Annotated in this window: 11 protein-coding genes; 4 read left to right on the forward strand and 7 right to left on the reverse strand. The window is 70.1% G+C overall.

Annotated elements, in window-relative coordinates; all coding sequences use genetic code 11:
• Positions 1–31: 31 nt before the first annotated feature.
• The gene (locus ACFUNE_RS21915) at positions 32–895 is read right to left on the reverse strand and encodes a universal stress protein (RefSeq protein ID WP_383570458.1); all 864 of its coding nucleotides are present in this window, start codon (positions 893–895) and stop codon (positions 32–34) included.
• A 210-nt stretch (positions 896–1,105) separates the two neighbouring features.
• On the opposite strand from ACFUNE_RS21915, the gene ACFUNE_RS21920 reads away from it, so the two are divergent.
• The gene (locus tag ACFUNE_RS21920) at positions 1,106–5,305 is read left to right on the forward strand and encodes a molybdopterin-dependent oxidoreductase (protein WP_383570461.1); all 4,200 of its coding nucleotides are present in this window, start codon (positions 1,106–1,108) and stop codon (positions 5,303–5,305) included.
• Positions 5,306–5,307: 2 nt separating this feature from the next.
• On the opposite strand, the gene ACFUNE_RS21925 is transcribed toward ACFUNE_RS21920, so the two are convergent.
• From ACFUNE_RS21925 to ACFUNE_RS21935, 3 genes are all read right to left on the reverse strand, one after another.
• Positions 5,308–6,090, reverse strand: coding sequence for an SGNH/GDSL hydrolase family protein (locus tag ACFUNE_RS21925; RefSeq protein ID WP_383570464.1), 783 nt, complete (start codon positions 6,088–6,090; stop codon positions 5,308–5,310).
• 169 nt (positions 6,091–6,259) lie between these two features.
• Positions 6,260–7,132 carry an undecaprenyl-diphosphate phosphatase gene (locus ACFUNE_RS21930; protein WP_383570467.1) on the reverse strand — a complete coding sequence of 291 codons (873 nt, stop codon included), beginning with the start codon at positions 7,130–7,132 and terminating at the stop codon, positions 6,260–6,262.
• 195 nt (positions 7,133–7,327) lie between these two features.
• Positions 7,328–8,098 carry a TVP38/TMEM64 family protein gene (locus ACFUNE_RS21935; RefSeq protein WP_383570469.1) on the reverse strand — a complete coding sequence of 257 codons (771 nt, stop codon included), beginning with the start codon at positions 8,096–8,098 and terminating at the stop codon, positions 7,328–7,330.
• Between the two features lie 256 nt (positions 8,099–8,354).
• Here ACFUNE_RS21935 and ACFUNE_RS21940 point away from each other — a divergent pair, with 256 nt between their 5' ends.
• The 3 genes from ACFUNE_RS21940 to ACFUNE_RS21950 all read left to right on the forward strand — a co-directional run bounded on the left by ACFUNE_RS21940 (position 8,355) and on the right by ACFUNE_RS21950 (position 18,691).
• Positions 8,355–9,725, forward strand: a complete 1,371-nt coding sequence (locus ACFUNE_RS21940) for a serine/threonine-protein kinase (RefSeq protein WP_383570472.1) — start codon at positions 8,355–8,357, stop codon at positions 9,723–9,725.
• Positions 9,726–9,816: 91 nt separating this feature from the next.
• Positions 9,817–12,969, forward strand: a complete 3,153-nt coding sequence (locus ACFUNE_RS21945; protein ID WP_383570475.1) for an SNF2-related protein — start codon at positions 9,817–9,819, stop codon at positions 12,967–12,969.
• 70 nt (positions 12,970–13,039) lie between these two features.
• Positions 13,040–18,691, forward strand: a complete 5,652-nt coding sequence (locus tag ACFUNE_RS21950) for an Eco57I restriction-modification methylase domain-containing protein (RefSeq protein WP_383570478.1) — start codon at positions 13,040–13,042, stop codon at positions 18,689–18,691.
• Between the two features lie 65 nt (positions 18,692–18,756).
• Here the strand turns inward: ACFUNE_RS21950 and ACFUNE_RS21955 are convergent, their stop codons facing one another.
• From ACFUNE_RS21955 to ACFUNE_RS21965, 3 genes are all read right to left on the reverse strand, one after another.
• Complete coding sequence (locus tag ACFUNE_RS21955; RefSeq protein ID WP_383570481.1) at positions 18,757–18,969, reverse strand: DUF397 domain-containing protein; 213 nt, start codon at positions 18,967–18,969, stop codon at positions 18,757–18,759.
• Entirely contained in the window at positions 18,966–19,817 is an 852-nt protein-coding gene (locus tag ACFUNE_RS21960; protein ID WP_383571004.1) for a helix-turn-helix domain-containing protein, read from the reverse strand. The genes ACFUNE_RS21955 and ACFUNE_RS21960 overlap by 4 nt, the downstream gene beginning before the upstream one ends.
• A gap of 156 nt (positions 19,818–19,973) precedes the next feature.
• The gene (locus ACFUNE_RS21965; RefSeq protein ID WP_383570483.1) at positions 19,974–20,990 is read right to left on the reverse strand and encodes a MarR family transcriptional regulator; all 1,017 of its coding nucleotides are present in this window, start codon (positions 20,988–20,990) and stop codon (positions 19,974–19,976) included.
• Between the last annotated feature and the right edge of the window lie 84 nt (positions 20,991–21,074).

Here is a 21,074-nt window from a genome sequence, read left to right on the forward strand (position 1 = left end):
CGGTCCGCGGCCCCCGGCTCAGGCCTCCGCGTCAGGCGGGGACGACGGCCACAGGACCGAGGGCGTGCGTCACCGTCGTCTGCGCGACGGGGGAGAGGCCCAGGCCGAGGGACTCGCCGCCCCTGCGCCGCCCGACCACCGTCAGCGCGGCGGTGGCCGACGCCGTGACCAGCGTGCGGGACGCCGAGCCCCGGACCGGTTCGCGCACGACGGCCACCTGCGGGTACCGCTCGCTTCGGCCCGCGGTGAGTTCGGCGAGAGCGCGGCCGGCCGCGTCCGCAGCCGCCGCGCTGTCGAACACGGGCCCGCCGGACAGCATCGAAGAGAACATGGTCCACCCGTGCACGAGCCTCAGCCGGGCCCCGGGCCTGGAGGCGGCGGCCTCGAAGGCGAAATCGAGGACCGCTCCACCGGTCTCGTCGGCGGCGACCCCCGCGACGACGTCCGGGAAGGTGTCCACCGGCTCCGCCTCGCTCTCGTCCGTCCGGCCGGTGTGGACGACGACGACCGGGCACCGCGCCATCGACGCCGTGGCCAAGCTGTTGGAACCGATCATCAGCGAACGGAATCCACCGAGACCCCGGGACCCGACGACCACCGTCGAGGCGTCACGGCTCAGCGAGGTCAGCGCCGCCGAGGGGAAGTCCAGCGGCGCCAGGGTCGAGGTGGGCAGCCCGGGAGCGGCCCGGGAGGCCCGCAGCACGGCCTGGGCCAGCAACTCCTCGGCCTCCCGCAGCCCCTTCTCCTCCTCCGCCCGCCGGGCCTGCGGCCGGGCGTGCACGATCAGCAGCGGCAGAGCGCGGCGTACGGCCTCCTCGACGGCCCAGTCGAGCGCCTCCCAGCCGTGCGCGGAGCCGTCCACCGCGGCGATCACGGGAGGGGCGTCGGCGGTCATACGAGCCTCCAAAGCGTCGGCGAACCCCGGGCCGGGGCTGCCCGGAAAGGCGATTATCGCCCGATCCCGCACGGGCGGCCCGGCGGGCCTCACCGGCGTACCCGGGCCGCTGTGCAGTGGACGTAACCACGCTTGATCGTCCGGCGTGACACCTGGGAAACGGACGTTTCGTACCCTCGCGGTGTCAGCGTTCCCCATGAGAGGCCGTCCATGACCGTGCCGAATCCGCAGCCGGACCCCCCCGACCGGGTGCGGACGGTCTGCTCGTACTGCGGTGTCGGCTGCGGCATGGTCCTCGACATCGGCAGCGGACCCGACGGACGGCGCACCGTCCTGAAGGCCACGGGCGACAAGGAGCACCCCACGAACCGCGGGCGGCTCTGCACCAAGGGAGCGACGAGCGCCGACATGCTCGCCGCCCCCGGCCGGCTGACGACGGCCCTGGTGCGGGCGGACCGCAGCGAGGAGCCCGCGCCGTCGCCCATGGACGCCGCGGTCAAGGAGACCGCACTCAGGCTGAGGGCGATCGTCGACGAGCACGGGCCCGACGCACTGGCCCTCTACGTGTCCGGACAGATGACGCTGGAGGCCCAGTACCTCGCCAACAAACTGGCCAAGGGCTTCGTCCGGACCAGCTGGATCGAGTCGAACTCCCGGCTCTGCATGGCCAGCGCGGGCAGTGGCTACAAGCTCTCGCTGGGCGCCGACGGCCCGCCCGGCTCGTACGAGGACTTCGAGCACGCCGACACCTTCTTCGTCATCGGCTCGAACATGGCGGACTGCCACCCCATCCTCTTCCTCCGCCTCATGGAGCGGGTGAAGGTCGGAGCCAGGCTCATCGTGGTCGACCCCCGGCGCAACGCCACCGCCGACAAGGCCGATCTGTTCCTGCAGATACGACCCGGCACGGACCTGGCCCTGCTCAACGGCCTGATGCACCTCCTCGTGGAGAACGGCCACACCGACCCTGACTTCATCGCGGAGCACACCGAGGGCTGGGAGGCCATGCCCGGCTTCCTGCGGGACTACGCGCCCGCCGCGGTCGCCGGGACAACCGGCATCCCGGAGGAGGACATCCGCCTGGCCGCCCGCTGGATCGGCGAGGCCGGGGAGTGGATGAGCTGCTGGACCATGGGACTCAACCAGAGCACCCACGGCACGTGGAACACCAACGCCCTGATCAATCTCCACCTGGCCACCGGGGCCCTCTGCCGCCCGGGCAGCGGCCCCTTCTCGTTGACCGGCCAGCCCAACGCCATGGGCGGCCGCGAGATGGGCTACATGGGACCTGGTCTGCCCGGCCAGCGCGGCCTGCAGTCCGAGGACGACCGCGCGTTCGTCGAGGGGCTGTGGGGAATCGCGCCCGGGACCCTGCGCACGGACGCGGCGGGCATCGGGACCGTCGAGATGTTCCGGCGGATGTCCGACGGCGAGATCAAGGCCTGCTGGATCATCTGCACCAACCCGGTGGCATCGGTGGCCAACCGGCGCACCGTCATCGAAGGGCTCGAAGCCGCGGAGTTCGTCGTCACCCAGGACGTGTTCGCCGACACCGAGACCAACGCCTACGCCGATGTCGCCCTGCCCGCCGCACTGTGGGGCGAGGCCGAGGGCGTCATGGTCAACTCGGAGCGGAACCTCACGCTCGCACGACAGGCCGCGGATCCTCCGGGGGAGGCCTGGCCGGACTGGCGGATCATCGCGCGGATCGCCTGCGAGATGGGGTACGAGGAGGCCTTCGGCTACGGCAGCGCCGAGGAGATCTTCGAGGAGATCAAGCGCGCCCACAACCCGAAGACCGGGTACGACCTGCGCGGAGTCAGCTACGAGAGGCTGCGCCGCACCCCCGTCCAGTGGCCCAGTGCCTCCCCGGAGGGCCCCGACCGCAACCCGGTGCGCTACCTCAACGACGGCGTCAGCCAAACCCCGACCGTCCACCCCGACGGGGGCGTGCCCCGGCTTGCCTTCCCCACGGCGAGCGGCCGGGCGGTGTTCTTCGCGCGCCCGCACCTGCCCGCGGCCGAGATGCCGGACGACGACTTCCCCTTCGTGCTCAACACGGGCCGCCTCCAGCACCAGTGGCACACCCTGACGAAGACCGGGAAGGTCGCCAAGCTCAACAAGCTGAACCCCGGCCCCTTCGTGGAGATCAACCCGCAGGACGCGGCGGCCCTCTCGATCGCGGAGGGCGACTCGGTCGAGGTCGCCTCACGGCGCGGCCGGGCCGTGCTCCCGGCGGTCGTGACCGACCGGGTGCGTGCCGGGGACTGCTTCGCGCCGTTCCACTGGAACGACCTCTTCGGCGAGTACCTCAGTGTCAACGCCGTCACCAACGACGCGGTGGACCCGGTCTCCTTCCAGCCCGAGTTCAAGGTCTGTGCCGTGACGCTGGTGAAGGTCGCCGCCGTCGTACCCGTGCCCCCCGCGGCCCCCGCGGCCCCCGCGCCCGCGGATGCCGCGGCCCGGGCCGTCCCGGCGCTCGCGGCCGCTCCCGCCGCTCTCGCCGGGGTGTTCGGGATCGCGGACACGGCTCCGCCCGTCCTCGCCGACCACGAGCGGCGCTATCTGTCCGGATTCCTCGCGGGGCTCGGCACACGGCCCGGGGGCACCCCCGTACTGCCGCCGCACGCGCCGTTCGAGCCGGACCACGCCCTGTGGGTCAACGGGGTGCTGGCCGGTATGTTCTCCCGCCTGCCGGGGGAAGCGGGCCAGGAGCCCGCCGGGACGGCGGAGGCTCCCGACGAGGCCGCCCACGCGCCCTCCGGCCGGCAGGTCGTGGTCCTGTGGGCGTCGCAGACCGGGAACGCCGAGGAGGTCGCCACAGCAGCGGCGAGGCGGCTGACCGACGAAGGGCGCGCGGCGACGCTCCTGGGGATGGACGACAGCCCTCTGGAGAGCATTCCGCGGACCGCCGACCTCCTGGTCGTCACCAGCACCTTCGGCGACGGGGACGCGCCGGACAACGGCTCCGGATTCTGGGAATCGCTCAACGCGCCCGACACACCCCGGCTGGACGGCGTTCGCTATGCCGTGCTCGCCCTCGGGGACTCCTCGTACGACGACTTCTGCGGGCACGGCAGGCGGCTCGACGAACGCTTCGGGGAGCTGGGCGCCGTGCGGCTCGTCCCCCGTACGGACTGCGAACCGGACTACGAGGAGCCGGCCGGGCAGTGGCTCGACGAGGTGTTCGCGGCGCTGGGCACCACGGCCGGCCCCGCGGCCCCGACCGTCGCCGTCACCGTCGCAGGACCCGTCTCCCCGCCCGTCTCCGCCCCCGCCACCACGGACCGTTCGGCCAGGACGGCTACCGGACGACTCGTCGGCAACAGACTGCTCAGCCTCCCCGGCGCGGCCAAGGAGGTGCGGCAGTTCACCTTCGACACGCGGGAGAGTCCCGTGCCCCTCACCTACGAGGCGGGTGACGCACTCGGCGTGGAGGCCCTCAACTGCCCTGCACTCGTGGCGGAATGGCTTGCCGTCACCGGACTGGACCCGGCGGACCCGGTCGACGTGCCGGGCACCGGCACCGTGGCCCTGAGCGAGGCCCTCCACCGCCACCTGGACATCGCCCGGATCACCCCCGCACTGCTGCGCCTGGTCGCCGAACGCACCCACGACCGGACCCTCAAGAAGCTGCTGCGCCCGGACAACAAGGGCGAGCTCGCGCAGTGGACCTGGGGCAGACAGGCGGTCGACGTCATCGCCGGACACTCCGCCCGGGCCACCGCCGCCGAGTGGACCGCGGCCCTCACCCGCCTCCGGCCCAGGCTGTACTCCATATCCTCCAGCCCCCTCGCCGACCCCGGCCTCGTGCGGCTCACCGTCTCCGTCGTCCGCTACGAGAACCGTCACGGCGTCGTACGCAAGGGCGTGGCCTCCACCTTCCTGGCCGACGCGGAGGAGGGCCACCCCGTCCCCGTCTTCGTCCAGCGCGCCCCGCACTTCCGCCCGCCGGCAGATCCGGCGACCCCCATGGTCATGGTCGGCCCCGGCACCGGAGTCGCCCCGTTCGTCGGATTCCTCGACGAGCGGAGGGCTCTCGGCCACCGCGCCGCCAACTGGCTGTTCTTCGGCGAACAGCGCAGGGCGAGCGACTTCTACTACGAGCAGGAGCTCGACTCGCTACGCCGCGAAGGCACCCTGACCCGGCTGGACACCGCGTTCTCCCGCGACCAGCGGGCCAAGGTCTACGTACAGGACCGGATGCGGGAGCACGGGGCCCAGCTGTGGTCCTGGCTCCAGGAGGGCGCCCACTTCTACGTCTGCGGCGACGCCTCCCGGATGGCGAAGGACGTGGACCGGACCCTGCGCGACATCGCCGTGGCCCACGGCGGACTCCAGGAGGACGCCGCCGCCGCGTACGTCAAGCAGCTCGCCGCGGACAAACGGTACGTACGCGACGTGTACTGAGATCAGCTCCCGGAGACGGCCGCGTCGAAGGCCGGGAGATAGGCGGACTCGTGCCCCTCGGCCGTCGGATGGACGTTCGAGCTGCTGATCCACGCGTCACTCGTGCAGATCTCGTGCCCGGCGAAGGCCGGCCGCCCGTCCGCGAAGGCGAATCCGGCCGCCCGGGCACGGTCCGCGATGGTCTCGTTCAGCAGGTCCGAGCCGTCGTTGACCGCCGAGCGCCTGGCGGAGCTGAGACCGCCCAGGCAGAGGCCGCCCTCCTTGTAGAGGTGCGGGTAGCCGACGATCACGACCTCGGCGTGCGGCGCGCGGGCGCGTACGGAAGCGTAGAGGCCGTCCAGCTCGCCCGGCAGCTCGTTCACCACGTACTCCCCGGCCGTCTTCAGGGCCCGCTCGCAGGCTGACTGCGTGGAGTACTGACAGCTGAGCATGGTCGCGGCGAACCCGGAGTCGTTGCCCCCGATGCTCAGGCTCACCAGGGTGGTGTCCTCACCCAGTTCCCCCACCTGGCCGCTCAGCACATCGGGGATCTTCGCCCCGCCGCAGGCGGCGAAGGCGAACGAGGCCGGGTCGTGGGCATCGGCCCAGAGCGCGGGATAGGCGTTGCGGCTCCGCGTGCACGCGACGTCGGAGTAGCTGCCGGCGCCGGTGCCGGAGGCGTACGAGTCACCGAGGGCCACGTAGTGCACCTCGGCCACCGCGGTCGAGGAGGCGGACGCGGGGACGGCGACCGAGGCGAGGGCGAGGGCCAGTACCGCGGCACCGGCTGTACGGGGCAGGGACATGGGGTTCTCCGTGAGGTGGGAGGGAGAGGCGGCCGGTCCACGGCCGCCGAGTGGGACCGGCGGCCGTGGACGACGCCCAACCTCCCGCTCCCACGCCCCCACGTCATCGGCGAAATGACTGACTCCCGGACCAGGACGGTCCGGGAGTCAGGGGTGGCAGCGGTCCTTCTCAGCCGGCGGACTCGCCCGCGTGGGGGCTCAGCGCACCCGCGCCGATCAGGACGAACAGCAGGATGCCCAGGAGCACGCGGTAGATGACGAACGGCATGAAGCTCTTCGTCGTGATGAACTTCATGAACCACGCGATGACCGCGTAGCCCACCGCGAACGCGATGACGGTGGCGAAGATCGTCGGGCCCCAGGAGACGTGTCCCTCGCCCGCGTCCTTCAGCTCGAACACACCCGAGGCCAGCACCGCGGGGATCGCGAGCAGGAAGGAGTAGCGGGCCGCCGCCTCACGGGTGTAGCCCATGAGCAGACCACCGCTGATCGTGGCACCCGAGCGGGAGACACCCGGGATCAGGGCCATCGCCTGGCAGAAGCCGAAGATCAGACCGTCCCTGACCCCCAGCTCCTTCAGCGACTTGCGCTCCTTGATCGCCCGGTGCTTGCCGCCGGTCTCGTCGCGGGCAGCGAGCCGGTCCGCGATGCCGAGGACGATGCCCATGACGATCAGGGTCGTGGCGATCAGACGGAGGTCGCGGAAAGGACCCTCGATCTGGTCCTTGAAGGTCACACCGAGAACGCCGATGGGAATCGAACCGATGATGACCAGCCAGCCCATCTGGGCGTCGTGGTCACTGCGCATCGAGGAATTGGTCAGCGACCGGAACCAGGCCGAGACGATCCGGGCGATGTCCTTGCGGAAGTAGATGAGGACCGCGGCCTCCGTGCCGATCTGTGTGATCGCGGTGAACGCCGCGCCCGGGTCGTGCCAGCCCGCGAAAGCCGCGGTCAGCCGCAGATGCGCGCTGGAGGAGATCGGCAGGAACTCGGTCAGTCCCTGAACGAGGCCCAGGACGAATGATTCGAACCAGCTCATGGGGCTTAGGCCATCCCGGAGGTACTCATGCAACGGCCGACGGACGTGAAGGCCGTCGGCAGCGTGCGGATGCGGTCAGAAAGGGGGACGGGACGCCACGGCCCCGGACAACCTCTGTCGGTTGCGGGCAGCGTATCGCCTGGAGGTGAACAGACTCCCGCCTGCCCCTGGCTTCGCCGCGCCGCCCGCCCCTGGCTAGGCCGCGCCGCCCGCCTCCGGCGACGCCGCGCCGCCCGCCTCCGGCGACGCCGCGCCGCCGGCCGCGCCCAGCCGGTGCCGCCTCCGCCAGGCCACCAGGGCCGCGCCCGCGCCGGACAGCACGATGAAGCCCATCGCCGCCAGGAAGACGGGCGAGGTCGGTGAGGAGGCCGAGCTGCCCGCGATGACGTACGCGGCCGTGTTCGGGATCGAGCCGAGCCCGGTGGCAAGGAGGAACGGCGGATAGCCCATGCGGGAGGTCGCCGCACAGTAGTTGGCCGCGGCGAACGGCACCCCGGGGAAGAGCCTCAGCGCCAGCATGGACCTGAAGCCGTGCCGGCTCAGCAGTCCGTCCGCCGCCTTCAGGTACTTGCCGCGCAGCAGCGTCCGGAGCGCGTCCTGCCCCAGCACTCTGCCGAGCAGGAAGGAGACACCGGCACCGAGGACGGTGCCGGCCAGCGCCGCCGCGAGACCGGCCTGGGCGCCGAACAGCGCACCGGCCGCCAGATTGAGCAGCGGGCGTGGCACGAAGGCCACGGTGCACACGCCGTACGCGAGCCCGAACAGCATCGCCGCGCCGGAACCCGTGAGTTGGGACGGCCAGCCGGAGGCGAGGAGCCGTTGTGGTTCGAACAGCAGCATGGTGACGGCGGCGGCCAGCAGGACCACCACGAGCAGGGAGAACCGGGACCAGGGGGACAGCAGCGCCCTCGTACAGCGCACTGCGAGGCCACCGGAGGGCCGTGTTGCGGAGACGGGGTCGAACATCTGGGGAGCCTAACCGAAACAGGTGTGTGATCGCCGTAATGTCCCGGCGGCGGGTGGGCTTACGGCAGGCGGCTGTTCACCGCGCGCCGGAGCGGTGGGAGCCTGTTGCGCTGGTCGGTGCCGAGCCCCGTGGGGCCGGGAAGTTGTTCCGGATCACGGCTGATCTGCCCGAGCGGCGCCCATAGACTGATCGAGAAGGACTGAGCACCGGTCAGGGAAACCGCTGCTCGGCGCGGGTGGGGAATTGGGGGCGCCGATGAAGCCGCTGGACGCAGAGAAGGACCCGGGGGCTCTGGGCCCCTTCGAACTGCTCGCAGTTCTGGGGCAGGGCGGCATGGGCAGGGCCTACCTCGCCCGCCCTCTGCCGCTGGAGCACCTGAGTCCCGAGTGGGAGGCCGCCTATCATCTCGCGCGTCCTTCCGACGCGGCCGACGGTCGGCTCGCGGTGGTCAAGGTGATCCGGCCGTCGCTGCTCACCGGCGACTCGGGGATGAGTGAGACAGAAGCCCGGGCCAGGTTCGCCGTGGAGGCCGACGCCGTACGAGCGGTCGTCAGCGACCGGGTGCCCGCGCTGCTTGCCGCGGACGCGGTGGCGGATCTGCCGTGGCTCGCCATCGACTACGTACACGGACCCACCCTCCACACCCTCGTGTCCGGCACCGGGCGTCTGCCGGTGGAGGCGTACGCGGCGCTCGGGCTCGCCCTGGTGGACGCCCTGCGGGCCATCCACGGTGCGAAGCTCCTGCACCGGGACCTGAAGCCGGGCAACGTCGCTCTCGGCCCGACCGGTCCGGTGGTCCTGGACTTCGGTCTCGCCAAACTCGTCGAGCTGGGCTCGGCCCAGGCCATCACCCTCGCCCATGTCCACATGGGATCTGCTCCCTATATGCCGATGGAACAGCACCTGGACGCCAAGCACGTGAAGGAACCCGCCGACGTCTTCGGGCTGGGAGCGACCCTGTTCTTCGCTGCGACAGGACGGCCTCCCTACCCTTCGGGGCCCATGGCCGGGCCTCCGGTCTGGGGCGACATCGATCCGGACCGCATCCCGCTGCTGGCACAGATCCTCGTACCGCTCGCCGAGAAGCGACCGACCCTCGACGCGGTCCAGGAGAGCCTCCTCGGACTGCTGGTCCAGCACGGGTCGGACCCGGAGACCGCCGCCGGACTCCTGCACCACCTGGTGCAGGAGTCGGGGCTGATTCCCGAGCTTCCCGCGCGCGTCCGTTCCGGCCAGGTCGATCCCGTCATCAGGGACGCCGCGCAGAAGGCCGTCGACAACGGCGACGCACCGGACAGCCCCTGGACGGGTGGTGCCGATCTCTTCGATCAGCTCTTCGCCCCGGATCCGGAGCCCGCCGATCACGCCCCCGGGCGGCATGACGGCCTGGACGGGCCCGAGCCCGCCGGACCCTCCCCGGCGAACGCGGACGGATACACTCCGACGGTGCTGGACCCTTCACCGGATCCCGCCGATGTGACCACCAGCTACCCGCTGGCCCCGCCGGTCGCGGTGGACGAGAGCGGCCCGGTCGCCGATACCGGCCGAGCGGAAAGCCTGCCCCCCGCCGCGCGCAAGGCCGCGGAGGAGCTGCGCAGGGCCTACGCCCACAGCGCCCGTCTGTAGCCCGGCACCCGGCAGGACGGCTTCCGTGCTGCCCAGCACCCGCACGACCGTTTGACCACCCTTCGCAGTAAGTACGAGAGGACCGTCCTCCATGCCCGACGCACCATCCGGCCCCACCGAAGTCGCACCCGTGCCCGCGACACGGGTCCTGGCCGGGCCGCCCCCGGCGGGTACGGTGATCGAGGTGCGGGACGAGGAGTGGGTGGTCCGCAGCAGTGGTCAGGCCCGGGCGGGCGAGTACGTCATCGAGGCCACGGGCGCCTCGGACCTCGTACGGGGCCACTCGGCCCGGTTTCTGACCTCCCTCGACGACCCCCGTGTGCTGCTTCCCGAGGACACCCGCCTCTTCGTGGACGAGTCCAAGGAGTTCCGACGGGGGCGTCTCTTCCTGGAGGCGGTGCTGCGCAAGACCCCGCTGCCCCAGATCGAGCGCCGTCTCGCGCTGACGGACGGCTTCCTCCTGGACCGCATGGACTACCAGCTGCGCCCGGCCGCCAAGGCGCTGCGCCACACGCTGCGTCCCCGCCTGCTCATCGGGGACGTCGTCGGCCTCGGCAAGACCCTTGAGATCGGTGTCCTGCTCGGCGAGCTGATTCGACGGGGGCGGGGCGAGCGCATTCTCGTCGTGACTCCGGCACCGGTCCTCGAACAGTTCCAGCACGAGATGTGGACCCGTTTCTCCCTGCCGCTCGTCCGTCTCGACAGCGCCGGCATCGCGCGCATCGAGCGGCGCATCCCGGCCGGACGCAACCCGTTCACCTACTACAAGCGCGTGATCGTCTCCATGGACACGCTGAAGAACCCGGGGCGCTACCGGCCCTGGCTGGAGAAGATCCACTGGGATGCCGTCATCATCGACGAGTCGCACAACCTGATCAACCAGGGCAGTGCACGACGCGCGCTGGCGAATCTCCTCGCGGACCACACGGACGCCCTGATCCTGGCCAGCGCCACGCCTCACAACGGTGACATGGCCTCCTTCACCGGTCTGATCCGTCTGCTGGACCCCATGGCGGTCAAGGACCCGAAGCAGCCGAAGGCGGAGGAACTGCATGACCTCCTGCTGCGGCGCACGAAGGCGAGCACCGAGGTCAAGGCCGCGCTCGGCGAGGGGGCATGGGCCTCCCGGGGCGAATCACGCCCGGTCGCGTGCCCGGCGGGGGAGATCGAGGAGCGGATCTTCGAGGAACTGACGGAGAACTGGCTGCGCAAGCCCGCAGATGACGCGGCGGCCGGCGGCGGCAGGGTCAGCAAGGACCATCTCTTCCCCTATGTACTGCTGAAGTCGTTCCTCTCCTCGCACCGGGCCCTGTTCGCCACTGTCCGCAAGCGGCTCAGCGAGCTGGGGCACAAGCTTCCCAAGGGCAACGACCGGGTCACCGAACCGCCGGCCGACGCCTTGGGGACGGGTTCCGCTCCTCCCGAGGTCGCCTCCCTGCTCCGGTTGGCCGATCTCGCCCGCGCCGTCGAGCAGGACCTGGGTCCGTCGCCCCGGGCCGACGGACTGGGGTCGGTGTCCAAACTGGCCGGGCTCGTCGCCGAACTGCGGCGGATCGGCGTGGGTGCCGGCAGCGACACCCGGGCCGTGGTGTTCTCCGAGCGCCGCGAGACGCTCGACTGGCTCGGTGCGGTCCTCCCTCCTCTGCTGGGGTGGGGAAGGAAGGCCGATGGCGAGGCGGCCGTGAAGGTCCTCCACAGCAATGTCCAGGACACCGCGCAGATGGATTACGTCGACGAGTTCGCACGGCGTGGCGGCGATGTACGCCTGCTGCTCACGGGCGACGGAGCCTCGGAGGGCGTCAACCTGCACCGGCAGTGCCACCACCTCGTCCACTGGGATCTGCCGTGGAGCCTGATCCGGGTCGAGCAGCGTAACGGCCGCATCGACCGTTACGGCCAGACCGAGCCCCCCGAGTTCCGCGCCATGGTCCTCACCTCCTCGGTGACCGGCGCCCTCGACGACCGGGACATCGCGGAGAAGGTCCTGGCCCGCGAGGCGAAGGTGCATGAGGTGCTCGGCGCCGTCGAGGCGGCCACGCGGGAGAACGACGGGGACCGGGAGGAGATCCGGGTGATGGAGGCACTGCTGAAGGGCGCCACCCCGGACGAGGCCGTGAGCGGCCTGGAGGCCGTGCCGCTGTCCGAGGCGACGGCCCCCGGCCCCCGGCCGGTCGAGCTGCAGACCATGGGCGACTTCGGAACACACGAAGAGGCCCCCGGATCGGACGACCTCAGCGACTTCGACGACTTCGGCGACTTCGGCGGGGAGGACGGCTTCGACGAGATCGGAGCCCTCGTCCCGCCGGAAGCCGGGGACCTGGGGAGGGACCTGGGAACCTCCGGTACGGAACCGGGGCGCACCGCACTTCCCCCGCTGGAGACCGTCGCCGAACTGCGGCTCTTCGCCGACCGCCGCGCCTACGTCCTGGCCGGCCTCGGGGAGCTGTCCGACCTGGAGCCCTTCAGGCTGGAGACGGTCCTCGACGGCGCCGACCTCAGCTTCAACACCCCGCAGGACCTCAAGGACCGCCTCGACGTCCTGCCCCCGGGCTATCTCCGGGAACAGGGCATCACGCGCCGCATGAAGCTGACGTTCAGCCGGGAGCACGCGGCCGAATCCCTGCGACGGGCCCGAGAGGACGCGGCCTCCTCGTCGCTCTGGCCGGACGCCCACTACGTCGGCGAACTGCACCCCGTCGTGGAGTGGATCACCGACAAGGCGCTCGTGGAGATCGGCCGTCAGTCCGCTCCCGTCCTCCAGGTCGCGAAGGGCGAGGCGGTGCCCGAGCCGGTGGTCCTCACCCAGGGGGTGTGGTCCAACGCGGAGGGCCGCCCGACGGTGGTCGCCTGGCTGGCGCTGGACCGTCTGGCCACCGACGAGCCGAGACAGCGGGAGCTGACCCCCGAGCTCCTCGCGGAGCTCGGTGTCGGCCCCGACATGCCGGACTACTTCACACCCGGCGACACGGAGGACCTCCAGCCCCTGGTGCCCGCCGCCGTCGCGGCGACCCGCATCCGGCTGGGTGCGCTGCGGAAGATCGCCGACGACCACGTCGACGGACCTCTGCGCGCCTACGAGGAGGAAGTGGGCGTCTGGCAGCGGCAGTTGTCCCTCCCTGGCTTCGCGGGTGGCCGCAGCGCACGCGACGCGGCGGCGGAACGACTGAGCGAGGCAGCACGCCGACTGCGGACCTCGGGCGATCCGATGGTCCGGATCCTGGCCGTACTGGAGCCCTGCTCATGATCCGCACCCCGATCCCGCACCACGACGTCCCCGGCAACACGAGCAGCACACGCGGTCAGGAGCAGCAGGCGTGACGTTCGACTCCCTGGTCAACGAGGGCGAGTACTTCCCGTCCTTCTATCTGGACGAGATCCTGCCCAAGGAACTCAGGAACGGCCCGCTCAAGGAGTGGGCCTCCCAGGAGCGGCAAGGACAGCACACTCCACGCCAGGGCCTGCGCGATCTGGCCCGCCCCTACTTCGACGTGCGCTCCCGGCTCGCCCCGGACTCGGAGAAGTACCAGGCCGTCCCGGACGCCCGCGCGGCCGCCGCGCTGGAGGCTGCCACCACCGCCCTCAAGGACACGGACCCCGACGGGGAGCCCCCGGCCTTTCAGCCGGCCGCGCCCCGCACGACGGGCGCGGAGACGTCCGCGGCCTCCGGGGACCGAACGGCTCCCGACGACTTGGCGGCACCGGAGGACGAGTGGCGGGCCGGCCTCGCCGACTGGCACCGCACGGTGCTGCGTGCCCTCGGCTTCACGCCGTCACCCGGCCACCTCACCCTGCGCACCCCCACCGGCCCGGTGGCCGTGCCCGTCGCCCACAGCGAACCCGGCATCGCGGTCCTGACCGGCGGTTTCGCGGAGGACCTCGACGCCACCCGGGCCGGCGGCCACGCCAACCGGTTGCCCGCACCCGTGCGCGTCGCCCCCGGTAAGACGCTGCACACCGTCACGGATCTGGCCGCCTGGCTGCTGACGGCGGACGACGCACCGGGCTACGTACTGCTCCTGTTCGGCGGAGTGATCGTCCTCGGTGACCGGGACAACTTCGCCCAGGGCCGCTACCTCGCGGTCGACCTCGGCACCGCCCTGCCCCGCAAGGCCGCCAAGGGGGCCACCGCGGGCGAGATCGACCTCATCGCCGCGGTCTTCGGCGCCCCGTCGCTGCGTCCCGGCGAGGACGGGGCGGAGGACGACATCGCGCGGCTCGTCGCCGAGTCCCGCGACCACTCGGTGGGCGTCACCGCGGAACTGCGCGTAGGGCTGCAGAAATCAGTGCAGCTCATCGCCAACGAGGTCCTCGGCCGGGCACGCAAGGAGCGGAACGTCCACCCGGAAGACCTCCAGGAGTGGCTGCCGGAAACCCTCAAGGACGCCGACAAGCTGCCCGAACTCCTGACCAAGGAGGCGCTGCGCTACCTCTACCGCATCCTCTTCCTGCTCTATGCCGAGGCCCGCCCCGAGCTGGAGATCCTCCCGGTGAAGAGCGACGCCTACGCCACCGGCTACAGCATCGCCCGTCTGCGTGAACTGGTCGTCCAGGAGAAGCTCGGCAGCCGCGCGAAGCTCGGTTACCACTTCCACGAGTCGCTGGCCCTGCTCTTCGACAAGGTCTTCCACGGGCATCCGACCGCCGACACACTCACCACCCGGGACGCGGCCGAACGGGCGCGGGCGCAGCAGGAACCCGAACTGCTCCCCGACGACGGCAACGACGGCCTGCGCATCGAAGCCCTGCGCTCACGCCTCTTCGACCCGGCCTCGATAAAGCTCGTGGGCCAGTGCGTCACCCACCCCGACGCCCGCCGTGCCACCCCGGAAGCCCCCGCACCCGAGCCGCTCGACCTGCGCCTGCGCAACGAGGTCCTGCACCAGGTGCTGCGCCACCTCACCCTCAAGGAGGGGAGGGCGGGCTACCGGGGCGGTTTCATCAGCTACGCGAACCTGAGCATCAACCACCTCGGAGCGGTGTACGAGGGGCTGATGTCGTACACCGGCTTCATCGCCAAGAAGCCGCTCTACGAGGTCGCGAAGGGCGGCGACCCGAGCGGCGGTTCCTGGCTGATCGACACCGACCAGGTCGCCTCCCAGCGCTACCCGGACGAACCGGGCAACAGCGTCTTCGTCAAGGACGAGACCGACCGCAGGACCGGCGAGCGGGAGTCGCTGATCCACCCCGTCGGCAGTTACGTCTACCGGATGTCCGGGCGCGACCGGCAGACCAGCGCCTCGTACTACACGCCCGAGTCGCTGACGCAGGCCACGGTCGAGCAGGCGTTGCGCTTCCGCCTCGACGACAAGGGCGCCATCGACCCGAAGAAGCCCGAAGGCGCGGCCGTCAAGGCGACGGACGTCCTGCACTGGCGGGTCTGCGAACCGGCCCTGGGCTCCGGCGCGTTCCTCAACGAGGCCGTCAACCAACTGGCCGCGCTCTATCTGCGCCTCGCCGAGCGCGACCGCCAGGACCGGATCGACCCCGAGGCCTATCAGCGTGAACTGCAGAAGGCGAAGGCGTACATCGCCCTGCACAACGCGTACGGGGTCGACCTGAACGACACCGCCGTCGAGCTGGCCGAGATCTCGCTCTGGCTCAACACCATGTACCCGGGGATGAAGGCCCCCTGGTACGGCCTCCATCTGCACCGCGGCAACTCCCTGATCGGCGCCTCGCGCAAGGTGTACGGCGGCCAGTCCTTGATCGAGGGCGGCTGGCTCACGTCCAAGAACCAGCAGCGGCCCCGGCACGTGCCGCTCGGGGAGAAGCTGCCGGGGAGCGCGGGGCACCAGTCGGTCCACCAGTTCCTGCTGCCCGCCCTGGGCTGGGGCTCGGTCCTGGAGGAGGTCTCCCTCCGCAAGCCGAAGAAGGGCGCCGAGGACCAGACGCCGAAGAGCGTGGTGGCCGGGACCGTCGCCGACTGGCTGGAGCCGGAGCTCGTCGAGGCCATGAAGAAGTGGCGTTCGGTGATGCGGCGTGCGCCGAAGGGCGACCCGAAGGCGAGGAAGAAGGCGGCGGAGGCCCAGCCCCAGCCCCTGGCGCAGGCGGCCGAACTGTTGCCGCTGGACGTGGAGGAGGAAGAGGAGTCGGGTCAGGGCGCGCTGGACCTCGGCCTGACGATCTGGAAGCAGCCGAAGCTGGCGGTCGTTTCGCAGAAGAAGAGCCGTGGACTCAGCGCGGCCCGGCGTGAAGCCGGCCGCGAGAGCGCCCAGGAGGAGGCCGAGGCCTCCTACCAGACCGGCCGGCTGAGGGCGCTGGCCCTGCGGGTCGAGTACCTGTGGGACATGGTCGTCCTGCGTCTGAAGCTGTCGGAGAAGGAGATCTCCCGCAGCATCGACGTCTGGGGCGCGGACCCGGAGGACCTGGCCGAGCGCCACGAGGGTCCGGTCATGGACCGGGACGCCGTCCTTGAGGCGCTGCGTCTGCCCGGGACCCCTTACTGGCGGCTGAAGCAGATCATGGACGCCTGGTGCGCCCTGTGGTTCTGGCCGCTGGAAGACGTCGGCCTGCTGAACGGCTCGGACCGCGCGGCGTACTTCGTCGGCGACAAGGACCTGACGCAGCTCAAGCGCGGTGTCCAGGACGACCACCGCCGCAAGGTCGCGCTCACCTCGCTGGACGACTGGCTGGAGTTCGCTGAGGCGGTCGTCGGCCGGGTGGACGCGGACGCCGCGTCGCTCTACGAGGTGCCGAAGGCCAAGCGGCTGGAGGATCTGGACAGGTTCGAGAGGAACTTGGACTCGACCATGGTCGACATCTCGGCCTGGGCCGAGGCACTCGACCTGGGTGATGACTTCCCGTGGTTCGACAAGGTTCAGGAGATCGCGGAGAAGAAGGGTTTCCTGCACTGGGAGCTCGACTACGCCCACGTCTTCACGGCGGGTGGCTTCGACCTAATGGTGGGGAACCCGCCCTGGGTCCGGCAGGAGTGGGACGAGAACGGAGTCCTCGCGGAGATCGAACCGTGGTTCGTGCTGGGCGGGAAGGAGGCGGAGGCCGAGCACGCGGAGCACGTCGCGCAGCTCATGCGGCAACCGTCCCACCTGTCGTTCTACCTCAGCGAACTGGAGACTGTGGCCGGAGTCTCCGGTTTCCTGTCATCGCCGGACACCTATCCGGAGCTGGTCGGCACACGCCCTGACATGTATCGGGCGTTCATGCTCCTTGCGTGGCGGGCCACGGGGGAACGGGGCGTTGCGGGGCTGATCCACCCTTCCACGCACCTGACGGGGTCGAAGGAGGGAGTGCTGCGGAAGGCGGCGTATCGGCACTTGCGGCTGCACGCGGACTTCGTTAATGAGTTGTACTTGTTCGCGAAGCCCGTCGATCACAGCACCCACTTCAGTGTCAACGTCTACGGCCATGAGCAGGACATCCACTTTCAGCACCTCAGTTGGCTGCTACATCCGCAGGTGCTCACCCGTTCGCTTCGGCCCGGTGGTTCCGTGGGCGATGCTCCTGGCATCAAGCATCTGGATGATCAGACCAACAAATTCGTGTGGGATCTTCGTCCTCACCGAGAGCGGGTCATTACGGTTACGCACTCGACCCTGTCGAACTGGCGGAAGCTTGCTGCTGAAGAGGAACCACCCCCGGTCGAGGAAACCAAGCTGCTGTTTCCGGTAACGAAGTCGGAGGAATCGGCCATTGTTGCGCTGGCCGGATGGTCCCAGCGGCTAGGTGGGCTTGGACCTCGCGTCACCTCTGGCTTCAACGAGAAAACCGACCGGACAAACGGCTACTTCACCTGGGAGTCAGGTCCGGCTGGTAGCTGGAACGATGTGATCCTCCAAGGGCCGTTCTTCGGCATTGCCACACCATTCGCGAAGCGTCCCGTGGAGGGGGCGCGAACCTCGCTCCAGATGGAGCCGTGGAACTCTGCTGGGCTCGCGGAGAACGAGGTGCCGCGCACCAACTATCGTCCGGCCGGATCGCGGTCCCGCTACGTTGGCGCACAGGACCGCTGGGTGGACTATGAGCGTCTTGCCCAGCTGAAGGCGGATCCGGCGGCGGTAGCAGCGGCGGAAGGCGAGGTGGATACAGCTCAGCCCGACCTCCATCCGGGCGACCGGCAACAAGCCGCAGAATCACTGCTCCGAAATGCGAGCACGCGCCCATATGCGGAGTTTATCCGCGTGGCATGGCGACGGCAGATCGCGACGAATACCGAGCGCAGCCTCTTTGCTGCGATTGTCCCGCCAGGGCCTGCCCATGTCGATCTGGTCAATTCGATGGCCCTGTCCGATGCGCGTAGTACGGTTCTTGCCGCAGGGTTCATGTCTGCACTGCCTTTGGATTACTATCTGAGAATCACAGGTAGAGGTGACCTGCGCACTGGTGAAGCCAAGGCGCTCCTGGCGCCGACCATCGGGCATCCCCTCGCTGGCCAGTTGCTGCTCCGGGTTCTGCGTCTGAACTGCCAAACAGACGCCTACGCTTCTCTCTGGCGCGAGCTGTACGACGTGACTTGGTCCGCAGACGTATGGGCTGCTGGGTTGGCCCGGTCGCACCACACGTCTGAGCTTGCAGAGGGAGTCACACAGACGTGGTACCCCACCACACCCCTCCGCACGGAGTTCGAACGCCGCGCCGCACTCGTCGAAATTGACGCCCTGGTAGCCGTCTGGCTTGGCATCAGCGCAGACGAACTGATCGCCATGTATCAGGCCCGCTTCCCCGTACTTCAGCAGTACGAGGAGAACATGTGGTTCGACGCCACCGGTCGCCGTATCACCAATGCTCATCAGGTACATGGCTACGGTCAGTCCAAGGACGCCTGGAAGCAGCTCAGTTCGCACGATGACTTCCCCCTGTCGGCGACCGTGCCCGACGGCTACACCGGCCCGCTCTATCGTGCCGACCGCAAGCGGGAAATGCGCTCCGCGCATGAGGAGTTCACTCGGCGTCTGCGGGCGGCGGGCTGGGAGCCGGGTGACTCGGAGCCGCCGACTGCGCAGGCTTAGCATCGCAGTAGCATGCGAGAGCCCTGCCGCATCACAGCGGCAGGGCTCTCGCGTGCACCGGCAGCTCAGACAGCTCGACCCCTAGCAAGGCTGATGAACTGCGCCCATCCTCCGGCAGGAACGGAGAGGATCGGGCCCGCGACCTGCTTGGAGTCCCTGATGTGCACAATTCCTACGCCAGGCGCGACCTCCACGCACTGCCCACCTTCGCCGCTGCTGTAGCTGCTCTTGAACCAAGCCGAGTCCGGCACGGTCAGCTCCGCATGCTGAACGGTCATTTCTCTCCCAGAAGCCTCTCGATAAAGCTCAGCGACTCACGCGGGGTCAGTGCCTGCGCCCGGAGGATGCTGTACTGCCCCGCGATCTCTCTCACCGTCGCCCGTTCGGTATACAGGCGGCTGTCCCTCTGCACTTCAACGTATGCGATCCGCTGCCCGGTGCGCGTCTCGATCAAGGTAAAGGGGCCTGCCAAGCCGCAGTGTTCCTCGCGTTCGGTGGGCATGACCTGGATCTCGACGTTCCGCCGTCGGCCGTACATCAGCAACTGTTCGAGCTGCCCGCGCCTGACGACATTCCCACCGATGGGGCGTCGTACTGCCGACTCCTCGATGACAAAGCTGAGTGTGGGCAGGTTCATGCGGGCGAAGACATCCTGACGCGTCATGCGTGTTGCTACCCGTTGATCGACTGTTTCCTCGCTCAGCAGCGGACGCCGCATCGTGAAGACGGCTCGCGCGTACGCCTCTGTCTGCAAGAGCCCGTTGATCACGTGCGTGTCGTACACATGAAGCTCCACCGCCTCCGCCTCCAGCTTCGCCGCGTCCCGGAAGAACGCCGGGTACTGGGCCCTCGCCACGTCCTCCTTGAGCTCCTTCAGGACTCCCTGGGCTCCCAGCACCTCGTCGGCCTGGTCGATGAAGTGCGGCGGGGGGATGCGTCGGCCGAGTTCGTACGAGGCGATGGTCGAGGCCGCGTAACCCAGCCTGGCTCCCAGCTCTGCCCGCTCCATGCCCGCTGTCTTGCGCACCCGCTTCAGTAGCCGGCCGAACGCCGCGACCATCCCCGTGCCCGGCTCGTCCTCCGGCTGCATCCCTGCCGTCTCGCCCGTACCCATGTCCGCGTCCATCGTCACGCCCCGTAGGTTCCGTTCCACTGGTCACCGCCTTTCCGATCAACGCACGGGCGGACTGCCCCGTCACGTCGGACACCGTGTACAGATGGGACCCGGACGCGTACAGGAACCGCCGTGTCGGTGCCCTGAATCGGACCGGCTCCCCGCAGATCAAGGGGCTTTCAGCAGGTCCCGGAGTCCGCCTACCAGGGCGTGGATGTCACGTTCCACCGACGCCTCGGCAGGGGCGCCCGAGGATGGTTCCTCCGCCTGCGTGCGGCAGCGGCGGCAGAGGCCGTCGGGGAGTGCTTGCGGCTCTCCGGGGGCGCCGCATTCGGTGCACTCCATCAACACGCGGCGGGCCGGTGCGCCCGGGGCAGCCGGTGCCGGGGTGGTGGGCAGGCGGGGCGGGATCTTGTCGGTGAGGCGACGTCGCACGATGCCCACGGGCGAGCCGACCTGGGCGGGGAGTCCGGAGACGAGAGCCTGGGTGAGGTAGTCCGTGTTCACACCCCGGTCCAGCCAGGCAGCAGCCAGCTCCTCCAACACGGCGCAGTCGGCGGCGGACAGGGCCAGGCGCGGCTCGACGCGGCCGAGTCGGGCGAGGGCGAGATACGCGGGAGAGGAACCGGCCGGAGTCGGCTCAGGGCTCCGCTGCTGGGGAACCACGGCTGCGGGCGAGACCGGTGCCGGGGATTCGGTCTCGACGGGCCTCTCGGGAGCCTCGGTCACGGCGGGCGGCGGGGGAGTGGTCGACGCGCACTCGGCGGCCTGGGTGGCCAAGCGCTCCTCGGCTCGTGTGAAGGCGTCCCACCACTCGCTGTCCCGTGCGGTACGGGACCAGAAGGTGCGGGTGACCCAGCGGCTCTGGCCGCTGCCGACGACCTGGCAGCGCACGCGCCGCAGATGACCGGCCACACCCAGGGCCCTCAAGGCGGTGCCGACGGCCATCTGCCCGTACAGGGGAAGGGCCTTGGCCAAGGACTTGACGTCCATGGCGCCGCCTTCGGGTAGTCGGTCGACGTATCCGGCGATGTACCGTTCCCGCTCCGGCAGGAGTGCGAAGTCGTCCGCGCGGGAGGTGCGCTGGTCCGGGGCCGAACGCTTGCCGTAGCCGCGCTGGGCCCTGTCGTACGGGCGGGACGATGCGGGTGTGCGCAGGGCGGAGCTAAGGTTCTCGGTAGCCACGAGATCGCTCTTTTCGATCTTGGGGTGAGACCCCGGCCGGTGCTGGTAACACCGCGTCGGGGTCGTTTCGTTGTGGGCACCGTA

The sequence above is a fragment of the Streptomyces sp. NPDC057287 genome, from assembly GCF_042667905.1.
Classification (GTDB): domain Bacteria; phylum Actinomycetota; class Actinomycetes; order Streptomycetales; family Streptomycetaceae; genus Streptomyces.

What these genes read in the sequence shown, in the direction of transcription:
- ACFUNE_RS21955 (WP_383570481.1), bottom strand. Translation starts at nt 18,969, where the DNA reads ATGACCGTTCAGCATGCGGAGCTGACCGTGCCGGACTCGGCTTGGTTC.
- ACFUNE_RS21925 (WP_383570464.1), bottom strand. Translation starts at nt 6,090, where the DNA reads ATGTCCCTGCCCCGTACAGCCGGTGCCGCGGTACTGGCCCTCGCCCTC.
- ACFUNE_RS21920 (WP_383570461.1), top strand. Translation starts at nt 1,106, where the DNA reads ATGACCGTGCCGAATCCGCAGCCGGACCCCCCCGACCGGGTGCGGACG.
- ACFUNE_RS21935 (WP_383570469.1), bottom strand. Translation starts at nt 8,098, where the DNA reads ATGTTCGACCCCGTCTCCGCAACACGGCCCTCCGGTGGCCTCGCAGTG.
- ACFUNE_RS21960 (WP_383571004.1), bottom strand. Translation starts at nt 19,817, where the DNA reads ATGGACGCGGACATGGGTACGGGCGAGACGGCAGGGATGCAGCCGGAG.
- ACFUNE_RS21940 (WP_383570472.1), top strand. Translation starts at nt 8,355, where the DNA reads ATGAAGCCGCTGGACGCAGAGAAGGACCCGGGGGCTCTGGGCCCCTTC.
- ACFUNE_RS21930 (WP_383570467.1), bottom strand. Translation starts at nt 7,132, where the DNA reads ATGAGCTGGTTCGAATCATTCGTCCTGGGCCTCGTTCAGGGACTGACC.
- ACFUNE_RS21915 (WP_383570458.1), bottom strand. Translation starts at nt 895, where the DNA reads ATGACCGCCGACGCCCCTCCCGTGATCGCCGCGGTGGACGGCTCCGCG.
- ACFUNE_RS21945 (WP_383570475.1), top strand. Translation starts at nt 9,817, where the DNA reads ATGCCCGACGCACCATCCGGCCCCACCGAAGTCGCACCCGTGCCCGCG.